General features: G+C 36.1%; 14 protein-coding genes. 1 reads left to right on the forward strand and 13 read right to left on the reverse strand.

Annotated elements, in window-relative coordinates:
* Positions 1 to 46: 46 nt before the first annotated feature.
* From Q0972_RS17625 to Q0972_RS17675, 11 genes are all read right to left on the reverse strand, one after another.
* Complete coding sequence (locus Q0972_RS17625) at positions 47 to 808, reverse strand: shikimate dehydrogenase (protein WP_299368627.1); 762 nt, start codon at positions 806 to 808, stop codon at positions 47 to 49.
* On the reverse strand, positions 777 to 1,796 hold the full coding sequence (locus tag Q0972_RS17630; RefSeq protein ID WP_299368628.1) for a DUF368 domain-containing protein: 1,020 nt from the start codon (positions 1,794 to 1,796) through the stop codon (positions 777 to 779). The genes Q0972_RS17625 and Q0972_RS17630 overlap by 32 nt, the downstream gene beginning before the upstream one ends.
* Complete coding sequence (locus tag Q0972_RS17635; protein ID WP_299368631.1) at positions 1,796 to 2,764, reverse strand: DUF368 domain-containing protein; 969 nt, start codon at positions 2,762 to 2,764, stop codon at positions 1,796 to 1,798. Before Q0972_RS17635 ends, Q0972_RS17630 begins: the two co-directional genes overlap by 1 nt.
* Before the next feature lie 37 nt (positions 2,765 to 2,801).
* Positions 2,802 to 4,208: a tetratricopeptide repeat protein gene (locus Q0972_RS17640; RefSeq protein WP_299368634.1), complete on the reverse strand. Its 1,407-nt coding sequence runs from the start codon at positions 4,206 to 4,208 to the stop codon at positions 2,802 to 2,804.
* Positions 4,209 to 4,459: 251 nt separating this feature from the next.
* Positions 4,460 to 5,635 (reverse strand): aspartate aminotransferase family protein, encoded by a 1,176-nt coding sequence (locus Q0972_RS17645; protein ID WP_299368637.1) that lies wholly within the window; start codon positions 5,633 to 5,635, stop codon positions 4,460 to 4,462.
* Complete coding sequence (locus Q0972_RS17650; RefSeq protein ID WP_299368640.1) at positions 5,636 to 7,762, reverse strand: OstA-like protein; 2,127 nt, start codon at positions 7,760 to 7,762, stop codon at positions 5,636 to 5,638.
* 86 nt (positions 7,763 to 7,848) lie between these two features.
* Positions 7,849 to 9,129, reverse strand: a complete 1,281-nt coding sequence (locus tag Q0972_RS17655; protein WP_299368643.1) for an adenylosuccinate synthase — start codon at positions 9,127 to 9,129, stop codon at positions 7,849 to 7,851.
* A 13-nt stretch (positions 9,130 to 9,142) separates the two neighbouring features.
* Positions 9,143 to 9,595: a Fur family transcriptional regulator gene (locus Q0972_RS17660; RefSeq protein WP_299368646.1), complete on the reverse strand. Its 453-nt coding sequence runs from the start codon at positions 9,593 to 9,595 to the stop codon at positions 9,143 to 9,145.
* Positions 9,596 to 9,780: 185 nt separating this feature from the next.
* A complete protein-coding gene (locus Q0972_RS17665; protein WP_299368649.1) occupies positions 9,781 to 11,988 on the reverse strand; it encodes a RelA/SpoT family protein in 2,208 nt (735 codons plus the stop codon).
* A gap of 235 nt (positions 11,989 to 12,223) precedes the next feature.
* The gene (locus tag Q0972_RS17670) at positions 12,224 to 12,433 is read right to left on the reverse strand and encodes a hypothetical protein (protein WP_299368652.1); all 210 of its coding nucleotides are present in this window, start codon (positions 12,431 to 12,433) and stop codon (positions 12,224 to 12,226) included.
* Positions 12,434 to 12,462: 29 nt separating this feature from the next.
* Complete coding sequence (locus Q0972_RS17675) at positions 12,463 to 12,885, reverse strand: helix-turn-helix domain-containing protein (RefSeq protein ID WP_299368655.1); 423 nt, start codon at positions 12,883 to 12,885, stop codon at positions 12,463 to 12,465.
* A gap of 99 nt (positions 12,886 to 12,984) precedes the next feature.
* On the opposite strand from Q0972_RS17675, the gene Q0972_RS17680 reads away from it, so the two are divergent.
* Positions 12,985 to 13,464, forward strand: a complete 480-nt coding sequence (locus Q0972_RS17680) for an ester cyclase (RefSeq protein WP_299368658.1) — start codon at positions 12,985 to 12,987, stop codon at positions 13,462 to 13,464.
* Between the two features lie 6 nt (positions 13,465 to 13,470).
* On the opposite strand, the gene Q0972_RS17685 is transcribed toward Q0972_RS17680, so the two are convergent.
* Together Q0972_RS17685 and Q0972_RS17690 are read right to left on the reverse strand one after the other, a co-directional pair.
* Positions 13,471 to 14,703 (reverse strand): M48 family metallopeptidase, encoded by a 1,233-nt coding sequence (locus tag Q0972_RS17685; protein ID WP_299368661.1) that lies wholly within the window; start codon positions 14,701 to 14,703, stop codon positions 13,471 to 13,473.
* Between the two features lie 92 nt (positions 14,704 to 14,795).
* Positions 14,796 to 15,593 (reverse strand): RNA methyltransferase, encoded by a 798-nt coding sequence (locus Q0972_RS17690; protein WP_299368663.1) that lies wholly within the window; start codon positions 15,591 to 15,593, stop codon positions 14,796 to 14,798.
* Positions 15,594 to 15,675: the final 82 nt, after the last annotated feature.

The following is a 15,675-nucleotide window of genomic DNA, read 5'->3' on the forward strand; positions in this document are numbered from 1 at the left end:
GGAGTTTATACGTTTAAATGACTGTTAGCTCAAGACCATTCACTGATTAAGACTTATTCCAAATATCCCAGGATTTTTCGGCCTGAAGTTTCAACATTTCCAACCCGTTAATTGTCGTTGCTCCTTTAATGTCTCCGCAGCTTAGAAATTTGGTTTGCTCAGGGTTGTAGATAAGGTCGTAAAGAATATGCTTCTCTGTTATGGCATCATATGGAATGTCAGGACATTCGTTGACATTTGGAAAAGTACCAATTGGCGTACAGTTGATGATGATGTGATAAGATGAAATGATATCATCAGTTAAGTCTGAGTACAAGAATTTTACACCTTCTTTCTCGTGCCGTGACACATAATCGTACTGAATTTTTAGCTTTTTTAGTGCATAGGCTATGGCTTTTGATGCGCCTCCAGTTCCCAGGATTAAAGCTCGCTTATGATATTTTTTTAAGTATGGTTTTAACGAATTTTTAAAACCATAATAATCTGTATTATAGCCAATAAGCTTTTGGTAGCGTGTGATTCTTATCGTATTTACGGCACCTATTTTACGAGCGCGTTTATTCAAATCATCTAACATCGGAATTACTGCTTCCTTGTACGGAATGGTAACATTTAAACCTTTTAAGCCTGGAGTCGTTTTAATAATAGCATTAAGCTCCTCTATGTGTTGTATATCGAAGTTAACGTAAGAATGTGGCAATTCTTCGTGTTCAAATTTATCTGCAAAATAACCTCTTGAAAATGAATAGGAAATATTTTTTCCTACGAGACCGAATTTAAGTTTTGATTTGTCTTGTGCGTTGTCCATACCATTCTAATCCTAAAACTATAAGGATTCCAAGGACAATATAAGCAATTGCAATATAAGTTTCGGCAGTAGCTTCAGGGAAAAAACGTTCATAGTTCCCAACAATCTGTGAACCAGTAGAATCCAAAATATAACTGCCATCACTATTTGTTTTATAGATGGTTTCTTTCCAAGGCCATACCACGCCAAGTGATCCAACAATAAACCCTACAAGTGTAGCTAAGGTAATATTTTTGTAATGCTTTAGTATGTAATTAAGTACGTGCGAAAAAGTTACTAAACCTGTAACTGAGCCTAACGTAAATACACCTAGGACTTTTAGCATGCGTATCCTTACCTCATCTTTTATGAAGTCAAAATTTCCTGAAAAAATTTCTGTAATTGTATCATATAGTGCATTAACTGAATCAACCAGAAGTAATACATAATTTCCTAGCAAAATTAGAATGAATGAACCCGAGAAACCGGGAAGTGTCATACCAGAAACGCTTACGATACCACAGAAAAAAACAAACCAAAGATTGTCATTTTCCTTAGCAGGATCTAGAAAGCTAATACTGATGCCTATAGCAGTACCAAGGATTAGCGCAGTTATTGTTTTTTTATTCCAAGCTTTAAAATCTTTACTAATGTAGTAGATGGATCCTAAGATCATTCCGAAGAAAGCGCTCCAAACATACAGTTCGTAATTAACGATGAGGTAGTCTAAAATTTTAGAGACACTAAAATAGCTAACCACCATCCCTAAGAACAAAAGCCCTAAAAATCTACCATTGATGTACTGGTAGAAGCTCCCAAAACGACCATTGATTAATAGCTTGAATGCTGTTTTATTGACACGCTGTAATGAGTAAATAAACTCCTCATAAAAACCAGCAACAAAGGCTACAACACCACCAGAAACGCCAGGTACTTTATTTGCAGCTCCCATAGCCAAGCCCTTAATGATCAAAAAGATACGATCCTTAAAAGTTCTTGTGCTCTGCATTAAGCTTTGTTTTTATGACGTCCAAGGTATTCCAAGATCAAGATAGTGGTAATCCCTATAACTGTAAATATGATGGCCAATAACATTTGATTATCGCCTTCATAAGAAGATGGTAATACACTTTTATCCAAAAGCGTAACTTCTTCACCTTTGGAATTAATTCTAGTTTTTAAGATTTTTTTCCACGGCCATATTTTATTCAAAGAACCTATCATAAATCCCGTCAAAATGGCGAGAGTTAGATTTTTTTGATGCTTAAACATCCAATTTAATGCTTTAGAAAAAACTTTTAACCCAACAACGGCACCGATACCTAACAAGGCAAATTTTAAAAGGGCATCCTTGAACAACTCCATATTACCATTGATTAAACCATCTCTTAGGTTGTTTACCGTATCTATAGCTGTTTGGTAAGCCCCTAAAATCAATAAAATAAAAGCCCCAGAAACGCCTGGTAGGATCATGGCAATTATGGCAATGAAGCCGCAAAACAATAGATAAAAAGGACTGTCTGGTGATGCAAAAGGTTCGGCAAGGGTAATGTAATAGGATAGAACAGAAGTCACTATGATGGCTATAATGATTTTTACAGACCAAGTTTTTATTTGTTTGGCTATATATATAATACTTGCCAGAACTAATCCAAAAAAGAAAGACCACAATAAAATAGGTTCATTATGTAATAGCCATTTTATTAGTTTGGACAAGGACAAAATACTAATGGCAATTCCTGAAAAAAGCGCTAATAAGAATGTACCGTTTATGGATTTCCATGCCGTTTTAAAACCTTGTTGTTTCCATACTCTAAAAACGCTCAGGTTAATTCTATCAATACTTTCAATGAGTTCTTCGTAAATGCCAGAAATAAAAGCGATTGTACCCCCTGAAACTCCAGGAACAACATCTGCTGCTCCCATAGCTATACCCTTAAAAGCAACGATTAAATAGTCTAAAAAACGTCTCTGCATTTCTTTTTTTATAAGAAACGCTAAGGTATGGATTTTTTTAGTTGGAAGCCTTTTTAGATTCTGAAATTATAGCCTTTATCATTGGTCTATCAACAAGTTTTGGAAATAGCTCACTGATGATAAAACTGTAGTCGATATTAAGTCTTAAAGCATTTTTAAGGTGAAAGCGACCTTCATCGGTCTGATGCATGGTGAAATATAAGCCACTAAGCCTATATTCTATCTCGGAATTTTCTGGATAGAATTCTGCTGCCTGGGTTAAATTATAAATTGCGGCATCGTATTCACCTAGGGCAATTAGGATATCTGATCGATCTAACCATGTATCTAGCTCGTAATTACCAAGCTCTAAAGTTCGTTTGTAACCAATTTCTGCTTCTTCTAAAAAGTTTAAGCGCTTATTAATTGTAGCAAAAAGTTTCCAATACAATACGTTCTCGCCATCAATATTCACTGCTTTATTGATATAGTGCAATGCTTTTTGATAGTTTAAACGTTTCATGTAGAATTTTGTAATGGCAATCCATCCTTTGTCTAACAAGGCATCTTCCTCAACCGTTTTTTTGAAGAACTGTAATGCCATGTCTTCTTTTCCAAGTTTCTCGTAGCAATGTCCTATTCGTAATAGGGCAAAAGAGGTAGGCTCATCTAAAGCCAAAGTGATCTTATAATTTTCAATAGCTTCTTCGTAATGTTTTAGCTTTTCTAAAACTTTTCCTTTTTCAATATAAGCACCGACAAAGGTGTCATCTGAGATGATGGCAAAATCGAAGGCAGCGTTAGCTTTGGCATAGTCTTTTATGGCAAAATATTGGCGACCTAATTGATGCCAAGCCACTTCGCAGTAGGGATTGGAATCCAAGAAGTTGTTGAGGTAAGCGATAGCATCTTCATTTTGATCCAAAAAATCGTAGCAGTACACAATATTGTGCAGTGCTGAATAATCAGATGGATCGGACTCTAGGCATTTTTTAAAATAGATAACCGCATTTTCAAACTGATCTAAGAACAAGTATTCCATACCAATCAAAGCATAAAGATCGGAATCTTCAGAAGGTGTGCTAGAGACATCAATAGCAATAAGCAATACTTCTATCGCTTTTTCATGTTCATCTTGCTTTGATAACACATTGGCCTTTTGAATAAAAATCTCTTCGTTATTAGGCTCTAAATCATGAAGCATGTCCAAAATATCATCGGCTTCAGAAAATTTATTCTCTATTACCAATATCTCAACTTGGAATAATCTTAAGTTAACTGAGCTAGGATGTTGCGAGAGTCCGAGTTTAATAGCACGTTTTGCTAAAGAAATTTTACCATTTTCGAGATAATGGTGGATAATGTTTTCAAATTCATTTGAATCGAAAAACAAAATATCATTTGTTTTTAACATGGATTCAAATCTAGTAAGCGGAAAGTTTTCGTCGTCGTGACTATAGTTCATAAGCGGTTTAAAGATTCACTCGATAATCGAGATTTAAATACACCAATAGTTATTTTAAAATTTGAGGGCACACCTTTAACTTACTTTGCTTCGGTTAACCCGATGTTATTCATTAATCTAAAATTACAGTTATAGCGTTTAGGACTTGAGTGTTTGGGTTTTTGTTTTTAACAAAATAATTAACATTGTGGTAAAGGTTTATTAAAATATGTTTTGGGTTGATAATCAGAATTTTAAAAAGAGAAGGTAGATTAAATACTATCTAATATGGAAGTGATGATTTGGCAACCTTCTATAATTTCTTCTTTAGAAATTGTCAATGGTGGTGTAATTCTGATGGCCTTAGGTTCAAAAAGTAACCAAAATAGAATTAAGCCTTCATCTTGAGCACGCAGAATAACCTTATTGGTAACTTCTTCACTCTCGGTTATGGCTGCAAGCATTAATCCTTTGCCTCTTATCGTTTTAATATGTTTATGTTGAAGATGTTTTCTAATGAGTTGTTCTTTTTCCAGAACGTCTGTCATTAAATTAGATTCCGTAATTTCTTTTAAAGTTGCCAAAGCTGCAGAGGCTATCACAGGATTACCTCCGAAGGTGGTAATATGACCAAGTTTTGGATTGCTGCTTAAGGTGAGCATCATTTCATTTGAAGCTGTAAAAGCGCCTATCGGCAGGCCACCTCCTAGACCTTTGCCAGTGACTACAATGTCTGGCTTGCAATTGTAATGTTCAAAACCAAAGAGTTTACCAGTTCTGCCAATGCCTGGCTGAATCTCGTCCAAGATAAAAACAGCACCAACTTCATTACATCGTTCTTGTACATTTTTAAGATAGTTGTTAGCGGGTTCAATAAAACCTGCCCCTCCTTGTATGGTTTCTAAAATTACAGCAGCGGTTTTCTCAGTAATCTCTTGTAAACACCAATCACAATTGAATTTAATGTGTTTAATGTCTGGGATTAGTGGTTGAAAAGGTGTTTTACGTTCTTCATAATCCATAAGACTTAAGGAACCCATAGTATTTCCGTGATAAGCATTTCTGGCAGCTATGATTTCTCGTCGTCCTGTATAACGTCTGGCTAACTTTATGCTACCTTCAATGGCTTCAGTTCCAGAATTAACCAAGTAGGTGGTTTCTAAGGGATTTGGCAAATGATTGGCTAAAAATTTTGATAGCTCAAGCGCTGGTTCTTGAATATATTCGCCATAAACCATAACATGTAAGTACTTATCTAATTGTACCTTTACAGCCTCAACAACTTTAGGATGCGAATGTCCTAAACTACAAGCTGAAACTCCAGCTACAAAATCGAGATAAGCTTTTCCTTTTGTATCATAAATATAAGATCCCTTTGCGTGGCTAATTACCATAGCCAAGGGGTGTGGTGTGGTTTGCGCCTGATATTTTAAAAAGTCCTTGTGCAATTATTGACCTTCTTTTTCTTTGACCTTCTTTTTCTCTTCTTTATTTTCAAGGGGTTTATCGCCAGGTTTCAGTAGTGACTTTGTCTTATCCTGTGGTATAAGCTCAATGCTATCTTTTAATTGTTCTTTATCTTCAAGGGGTTTATCACCAAGTTTTAGTAGTGACTTTGTTTTGTCCTGTGGTATAAGCTCAATGCTATCTTTTAATTGTTGTTTGTCTTGAAGGGATTTGTCACCAAGTTTTAGTAGTGACTTTGTTTTGTCCTGTGGTATAAGCTCAATGCTGTCTTTTAATTGTTCTTTATCTTCAAGGGTTTTGTTTACAGGTTTTAATGGTTGCTTCATTGTATCCTGTAATTGAAGTCTAATACTATCCTTTGGATGCTCTGTTTGTTCTTGTTCACTTTCTTTTATTGGTAAGTTACGGGCTGCTTTGTTGGGTTTGTTGGGTACAGCTTCACTAGCTTCCTCAATGCGTTCCATAACACTATCATCTACAAAATCTTCTGGAGGCACATAGTCCTCAAGACCTGTGATTTTTGGCAATACCAAAGGCGGATCATCTTTAAATAAATCCTCAACGGATAGTGGACGTTCTTCGCCTCTCCAATCAAATCCCCTAAGTCGTTTTGAACTTCTTGGAAAGTCTGCTTCGGGAAAAATATTACCGTCTATTTGGTTATTAAAACGCACTTCGTCTATGGCTTGGTCCACGATTTGAATATTGATACTGCCTGATTTCGATTTTTGTATACCGATCAACTCATTGGCATCATTTCGCATATAACGAATAGTTTCGGCATTTTTAATAATGTCTACATTATATATTTCATTATCCCTGAACAATCCGATAAGCCGTTGACCTTTTATCTGATTAAAGCCATCTTCACTCAATGTATCCTTACTCACCAAGAACGCATTATTAAATACCTTTAAGGAATCTAATTTTTCAGTTTCGACATTAGAAATCAAATGAATAGTATCACCAGTCATCTGATTGCCTAAATTCCAAAGTACAGGTTTTCTGGCCAAGGCAAAAACATCTGTAGAGCTATAGCGTGCCAAATTAATCAATTGTGTAAGTCCTGTTTTGTGATCTACATGAATGGAGTCGGCTTTACCAGCCAAATCACTTTTGTATAGCTTGGCGTTATAATAAGCTCTTGTGATTCGGTTATCTTCTTTCCCCGTTACCATTAATGTATCCGCATGCAAATACACTGAATCTTGTTCCTGAACGGTTATCGCCAGTGCTCGTTTAGTGATAAAAACGGAATCCTTATCGCGCCACACCTCGGCATAGTGCCCTTTTACAATACTGTTATTTATGGTGTCGGTAACTGTAATATTGTTGGTGGCTGAAGCAAAACTTCGATTGCGGTCAAAATAAATGCTATCGCCTTCTACGGTTCTATTGTCGTAATAGACTTTAGCATTACGCTGAAAATAACCTGTATTGGCATTGGTATCATAGAAGCCTCGTTCTGTGTAGATTCTACTTGTTTCTCCCACTATGGTCGAGGGTCCAAACAAGTAAGCGTGGCCATTGTCTGGGAAGAAATCGAGACGCTCTGTATTGAGTGTATAATCTGGATTTACGAGTATTACATTTTTGGTAAACTGGTATTTTTTGGCAGTCATGTAATAACGCCCAATCTGGCTTGTAATGGTGCCCGAAGAATCCTTAACGACTTTACCATTGGTATTGTAATAGGCAAGCTGCCGTGTTCGATCAAAATAAAGCTTATCTGTTGTTAACACAGATTGCGGTTCGGTTAAAACCACATCGCCTTGGGCAAATGCCAATTCCGTTTTACCACTGTATTCTACATATTTGGCTACCATGGAAATGGAGTCGCCTTGTTTCATATTCACATTGCTAAAAGCTTCTATATAATCTTGATCTTCGTAATAGATGGCTTTATCGCACCACATATTAACCCCTTTGTGTATAAAATGGACTTGTTGCGATTCGTCACGTAGAAAAACCAAAGCACCATCTTCAATTTCTGGGTCAGATGCTGCTATACCTGCGTACTCAATGGTTATTTTCTGTTTTCCTTGAGAAAAACTGAAAGTAGAAAAGCAAAGTGCAAAAATTAAAATTAGATTATTTAAACGATTCAAAGCTATATGTTTCTTGCAAAGTAACACTTATAGATTTGCTTTAGTATTGGTTAACAGTTTTTTTAACAAAAGAAAAGAGCTTAAAATTATAGCTCCTTCCTCACAATCGTCTGTTTACGATCAGGTCCGACGGACACAATAGTAATAGGAATACTGAGTTCATTTTCCAAGAACTCTACATAGTCATTAAACTCCTTAGGTAATTGAGACGCTTCGGTCATTGCTGTTAAATCCTCTGACCAACCTTTTATATCGGTATAGATTGGTGACACATTTTCGGCTTCAATATTATAAGGCAAATGGTTAATGGTTTCTCCTTTATAATTATAGGCTGTACATACTTTTAAAGTGTCGAAACCAGATAATACATCACCTTTCATCATAATAAGTTGGGTAACACCATTAACTTGGCAAGCATAACGCAAAGCGACTAAGTCTAACCAACCACAACGTCTTGGGCGACCTGTGGTAGCTCCAAATTCATGACCAACGCGTCCCATGGTTTCACCTGCTTCATCAAATAGCTCGGTTGGGAATGGTCCTGAACCCACGCGAGTTGTGTATGCTTTAAAGATACCAAACACATCACCAATTTTGCTTGGCGCAACTCCTAAACCCGTACAAGCTCCGGCAGCAGTTGTGTTAGATGAGGTTACAAAAGGGTAGGTTCCGAAATCTATATCGAGTAATGAGCCTTGAGCACCTTCGGCCAAAATAGATTGCCCAGCGGTTTGTGCTTGATGGATATATTCTTCAGAATCTATAAACTTTAAGGTTTTTAGGGTATTGATACCTTCAAAGAAGTCGGTTTCTAAATCCTCTAAATCGTATTGAATATCCACATCATAGAAATCGATCATAGCTTCATGCTTATCCGCTAAAGCTCTATATTTTTTCTTCCAGTTAGATAGTTCAATATCACCAACTCTAATGCCGTTTCTACCGGTTTTATCCATGTATGTTGGTCCGATACCTTTGAGTGTTGAACCTATTTTCGCCTTCCCTTTCGAAGCTTCACTCGCAGCGTCCAATAAGCGATGTGTAGGTAAAATAATATGTGCCTTGCGCGAGATGTAAAGGGATTTTTTATAATCAACATTTTGCTCATCTAACTTGTCGAGTTCTTTTTTAAATATTACAGGATCAATAACTACGCCATTGCCCACAAGATTTATGGTGTTGTCGTGAAAAATTCCGGAAGGGATTGTGTGCAAAACGTGCTTACGTCCATTAAAGACTAAAGTGTGACCAGCATTTGGTCCTCCTTGAAATCTTGCAATAATATCATATTTAGAGGTGAATACGTCAACAATTTTCCCTTTGCCTTCGTCACCCCATTGTAAACCTAGTAGTAAATCTACCGCCATGTTAAAAAGTTAGTTAGTCGTCTGCTTTACGGTTGCCGTAAAAGTATAGTGAATGATTAGTTATCTCAATATCAAAAACCTCTTCAATGGTTTTTTTTATGGATTGAATGCGAGGATCGCAGAATTCTATAACTTCACCAGTATCTGTGAGAATGACATGATCGTGCTGCTTATCGAAATAGGACTTTTCGTAATGGGCCTGATTTTGCCCAAATTGGTGTTTGCGAACCAGATCACATTCTAACAGCAATTCTATGGTATTGTAAAGTGTGGCTCTACTTACACGATAGTTTTTATTCTTCATTTTGATATATAAGGACTCAATATCAAAATGTTCTTCACTATCGTATATCTCTTGAAGAATGGCATAGCGCTCTGGAGTTTTTCTATGGCCTTTATCTTCAAGGAATTGCGTAAATACACGTTTTACGATTTCCTGATTACTTTCTTCTGTTGTTGCATTCATAATAAGGTGCAAATTTACATAAAATTAAGGGAATTAATAATGTAGTAACTATGTTTTAAGTCGAAAGAAATGAACAAGTTTTCAAAAAGCTTCTTGATAATCTCAATCCAGATAGTCTCAATAGCTATAGGAACCTAAACGGTAGGAACACTCAAAGCAGCAGACTCGAGAATAGTTTGGATATATTATACCCTAGTCACTTTGTCGATCCCGTTAATTTTTTTGAGTTTTTCAATAAGGTTTTTTAACATCGCTTGGTTTTTTACCTCTACTGTAATATCTCCATTAAAAATACCGTCATCACTAGAAAAACTTATGCTTTTCATATTAACGTGTAGGTTCTCAGAAATGAGCGTAGTAATGTCATTAACCAAACCAAGGTTATCAATTCCTGAAAGCTTTATGCTAGATGTATAGGTGCGTTGCGACGAATCTATCCATTTAGCCTGCATGATACGGTAGGCGTAATTAGACTGAAGACTTAAGGCGTTTGGGCAATTCTTTTTATGTACTTTTATACCGTCATTAACGGTTAAAAAGCCGAACACTTTGTCACCAGGAATTGGGTTGCAGCAGTTTGCCAAAGTATAGTTAAGGCGTTCTTCTTCTTTTCCAAAAACCAGCATGTCATATTTAGAGGTAATCTCTTCTTTATCGATATCCTTGGGAACATCTGGTTTTCGTATGCGGTTTTTAATATAGCTCATAAAGGCATTGCTGCGCGAAGAAGCAAAGGCTTTTAATTTTGCATTATCAATAGTGCCAATACCTACACGGTAAAATAAATCTAGTGATGTTTTTAGTTTAAAGTAGTTTACCAATTGGTTGACCGATTTCTCGTTTAGGGTAATCTTGAGTTGCTTTAACTTACGTCTCAAGATCTCTTTACCTTCCTCGGCAATTTCCTTAGTGTGCGCATTTAATGCCGATTTAATCTTACTTCTAGCTCTTGCGGTGGTTGCATAATCAAGCCAATTGGCATTGGGTTTGGCATTTTCGGATGTCAAGATTTCTACACGATCTCCACTTTGCAACTCGTAGCTTAAGGGTACCAATTTACCATTAACTTTTGCGCCACGTGTTGTCATACCCACTTCGGTGTGGATACTAAAAGCGAAATCTAGAGGCGTTGCACCTTTAGGCAAGGACTTTAGATCCCCTTTTGGTGAGAATACAAAAATTTCTTTGGAGTAGAGATTGAGCTTAAATTGCTCTACAAAATCAACCGCATCAGCTTCATTGTTTTCTAAAGCTTCCTGCAGTTTGTTTATCCATAAATCTAGATTATCTTCTTTGTCATTGGCATTTTTGTATTTGTAATGTGCTGCATAGCCTTTTTCGGCAATTTCGTTCATACGTTCGCTACGTATCTGAACTTCGACCCAACGACTTTTTGGTCCAACAACAGTGATATGCAATGCTTCGTAACCCGTTGATTTTGGTGAGGAAATCCAGTCACGAAGTCGAATAGGATTTGGCGTAAAGTGATCGGTAACGATCGAATAGATTTTCCAAGCGAGGAATTTCTCGTTTTCAAAATCTGATTTATAGATGATCCTTACGGCAAACTTGTCGTATACTTCATCAAAGGATACACCTTGTTTTACCATCTTTCTACGAATGCTAAAAATAGATTTTGGTCTTCCTTTTATGACGTAGTTAAGTCCTTCCTTATTTAAAGATTTTTCAATGACTTTGGAAAAGGATTTAATGTAAACATCTTGCTCTTCCTTGCTCTCCTGCATCTTTTCGGCAATGTCTTTATAGACTTCGGGTTCGGTATATTTTAAGCCTAAATCCTCGAGCTCGGTTTTAATATTGTAAAGTCCAATTCTGTGTGCCAGCGGTGCATAGATGTATAAGGTTTCTGAGGCGATTTTTACTTGCTTGTCGTCGCGCATAGAATCCATGGTTTGCATATTGTGCAAACGGTCTGCTATTTTAATAATGATAACCCTAACGTCCTCGTTGAGTGTGAGCAACATTTTACGGAAGTTCTCTGCTTGAAGCGAGACATCCATATCCTTTTTTAAAGATGATATTTTGGTTAGGCCATCCACAATTCTTGCTACGGTTTCACCGAACAAACGTTCAATATCTGCTATGGTATAGTTGGGATTGTCTTCAACCACATCGTGAAGCAGGGCGGAAGCAATAGAGGTGGCATCCAAACCAATTTCTTGGGCGACGATTTTTGCTACAGCTATTGGATGAAATATATAAGCTTCTCCAGATTTGCGACGCTGATCTTTATGTGCGTCGAGTGCCACCTCAAACGCCTGACGAATCAGCTTCTTGTCGTCTTTGGTTAAGGTCTGGTAGCTTACTCTAAGGAGCTCTCTGTAAGCTTTGGCAATGGCTGCATTTTCTTTTTCAATATCCGCTTCAGTCATAACAACTAAAGTAAGCAAACTCTATGAATTGGGCAATGGGTTTTTGAAAGGAAATTTTGGAAAGCTTTAAGGGGCTAAGTATGAAATTTAAAAACAATTTATTGCTATTCTATAAAATATGGTTCTGCTTTTTCCTCCAGAATATCAATCAATTCCTTTTGATAGTATTTAAACTTGTCTGGAATTGACAAAACGATAATCTTATTTTTAAAATGTGACCCGCCATTATTTATGATTAGCTTTCTATGTTTTTTTCCATGGCGAATACCAAATCAGCCCAATTCATTAGTGCTTCCGTTAAAGGTTGCGTACCTTCCTTATTGCAAACCTTGAAATTGGTACCAGCTGAATCGAATTCAAAATCACTAAACTTTTCACTGAAATAATCTGAGGCTGTTTTTGAGCGCTGCTTGTTAGCTGAGCAAACAAATAGAATCTTTTTCATTTTATTATTTTCTATATTTAATTAAAGTTTCAGATTATTAGTTTTTCACTATCAACATTAGCTGCTACTAATTTTGTGACCTCAGCTTTATTTTTTTGCAGCTTTTCTATAAATTCTGGGCTCACATTTAAACCATTTTTATGTTTTGCTGACCACAAGATTATCTCTAATAAAATTGGGATGAGATCCTTTCCTTTTTCTGTAAGTGAATAGATTTTTTGTGTTCTTTGCTTTTCATATATTTTTGATTCAATAATTTCAAGACTTTCCAGTCGTTTTAAGCGATCGGACAAGATATTGGTTGCAATCCCTTCTTTGGAGACCAAAAATTCTTTGTAAAATTTTTTTCCATCAAATACCAAATCGCGAATAACTAGTAAAGTCCATTTATCACCAAGGTATTCTAATGCGTAATTTATAGGGCAATCCGATCTTAGTTCATTTTTTTTCATAAAACACTTGCGTTTTGCAAGTAAATGTGATTATATTTGCTTACTTGCATTTTGCAAGTTAATGATAATTCAACAATTACTATCAAAACATATTAAAAAATGGAAACATTACAGGTAGATCTAAAAAAACTTCAAAAATCAACATGGACGGATGAGGAGTTAAAAAATGCAGAGGTGGTAGCAGCGTTTATTCAAAAACTAATGAATGATCATGATTTTGAATACATAAAAGAAAAATACAGCAGTCATCCTTACAAACAACATAACCAGAGTATGGTTGACGGTATTACAGGAGTGTTAGAGGTGGTATCTAATTTTGCTAAAAAATACCCAGATTATACCTATGATGTTAAGCATTTTTATGTTGATGGTCCTTATGTAACGTTACATTCACACGCTACTAATAACAAAAAACATCGTGGTAATCCACAGAAAGGATTGAATATCATGGATATCTGGAAAGTACAAGATGGCGTAATTATGGAGCATTGGGATGCCGTACAACCTATTCATGGCTCTATGCGGTTTTTATTTTGGATGATTGGCGGCAAATTTAAGAATAAGAATACTTATTTTTAATTAGGCTTACTTCTTCAAATTCCTAACCCTATCCAAAAGTGTTGGATGCGAATAGTGCATAAACACATAGGCTTTATGGGGTGTAAGATTGCTCAAGCTATTCTTTGATAATTTTTTTAGAGAGGTAATTAAAGGGGCAGCTTTGTAAGTAGTTTTGGCATAATCATCAGCTTGGTACTCGAATACTCGAGAAACATAATTCATCACTAAACCTGTAACTTCAGAAATCGGAGAGTAGAGCAAACCAAAAGCAATCAACCCGACATGAAAACTCGGTATTTCAACACCAATGGCATTAGAGAGTAATGGATTAGAAATAAAAATGGATAAAATATAGAGTGTTAACCCAGTGAGTAAAATAGAGGTCACCAAGTTAAAGATAATATGCTTGCGTTTATAGTGCCCTACTTCATGGGCCAATACCGCCACAATTTCTTCATCCTCTAAATCATTAATCAACGTATCGTAAAGCGTCACGCGTTTCTCACTTCCAAAACCAGAAAAATAGGCATTGGCCTTTGTGCTGCGTTTAGAGCCATCAATAATAAAAATTTTATTCAAACTGAAACCTACCGATTTGGCATAGTCCGAAATCTTGTTTCGTAAGTCGCCTTCTTTTAAAGGGGTTTGCTTATTAAACATTGGTACAATAAGCCTTGAGTAAAACATATTCATGAATACCGTAAATAAGGTAACAATACCCCAAGCATAGAGCCAAAATTGATTGCCTGTAAGTTGATAAAACCAAATAATAAGTGCAATGATTCCACCACCAAGAATGGCCATCATTAGTAGTCCCTTAAGTTTATCTAAGATGAATGTTTTTTTGGTGGTCTTGTTAAAGCCAAAGCGTTCTTCTATCACAAAGGTTTTGTAGTAAGCAAATGGTGTGGTGATGATGTCACTAGCTATCATAATAATACCAAAAAATAGGAGTGCAATAGCTACCGGTTTGTCGGAATAACTTCTAGCGATATTATCGACATATTCAAATCCATCTAAGAATAAAAACGCAAGAGTCAATGTTAAAGAAAATAGGGAGGACCATATACCAAATTTATAGTTTGTGGCTTTATAAGCTTGTGATTTTTCGTACTCCTGTAGATCATAAACATCTTTTAATTCGTCTGGGATGGGATCATTAAAGTGTTTTGCGTTTATGGCATTAAGGATCTTATCTTTAATAAAGTTAATGATAATTATACCTATGATGATGTAGAAAAGGGTTTCTGCTTCCATTTTATGTTACTTGTCATTGCGAGCAAAGCGAGGCAATCTGTTCATTATAAGATTGCCGCGTTATTCGTTCCTAATTCCTCGCAATGACATTATTAGTTGAACTTTCGTTGTCTTTTTGCTTCAAAAATAAGAATTCCTGCGGCAACAGAGACATTCATGGAATCTATGACACCTTGCATCGGGATATTGATATTCTTTGTTGATACCTCGCGCCATGCTTGAGTCAATCCTGTAGCCTCAGTACCGACCACAATAGCTGTGGGTAAGGTATAATCTTGATTATAATAAGGTTCAGACTCTTGTAATATTGCTGAGAAAATATTGAAATTATATTTTTTCAAAAATGCAATGGTATCCTCTGTACTTGCCATAGCTATTTCGGTAGTAAATACACAACCAACACTAGAGCGAATAATATTAGGATTGTACAAATCGGATTTAGGGTTGGCAATAATTACAGCATCAACATTAGCAGCATCGGCAGTTCTTAGTAATGCCCCAATATTGCCAGGCTTTTCTGGAGCTTCAGCAACTAAAATAAGAGGGTTTTTTGCCCTAAAATTTAGGCTTTCTAGTTCGTGTGATTTAGATGTCACTACAGCGACTATGCCTTCTGTGGTATCGCGATGTGCCAATTTCTGAAAAACATCCTTAGAAATTTCAATGATATCAATGCCATAACGGCTCATGGCTCGCGCTTCGCTTTCTGAAAATAGATTTGGATAAAACAATAAAGTCTCAATAGTATAACCTCCTTTTATGGCTAATGACAGCTCACGTTTACCCTCAATTAAAAACGTATTTGTCTTTTTGCGCTCTCGCGATTTTTCTTTTAAAAGAACGAGTCGTTTTATCAAAGGATTTTGTGGACTTGAGATGGATTTTATCATAGAACAGAAAGGTAATTAAACCGTTTTTAAAAATACGTTTTTTGACTTCAATTTAGTTAAAATGAAGCATTAATTAGTTTTT

The sequence above is a fragment of the Winogradskyella sp. genome (genome assembly GCF_028282165.1).
GTDB lineage: Bacteria > Bacteroidota > Bacteroidia > Flavobacteriales > Flavobacteriaceae > Winogradskyella.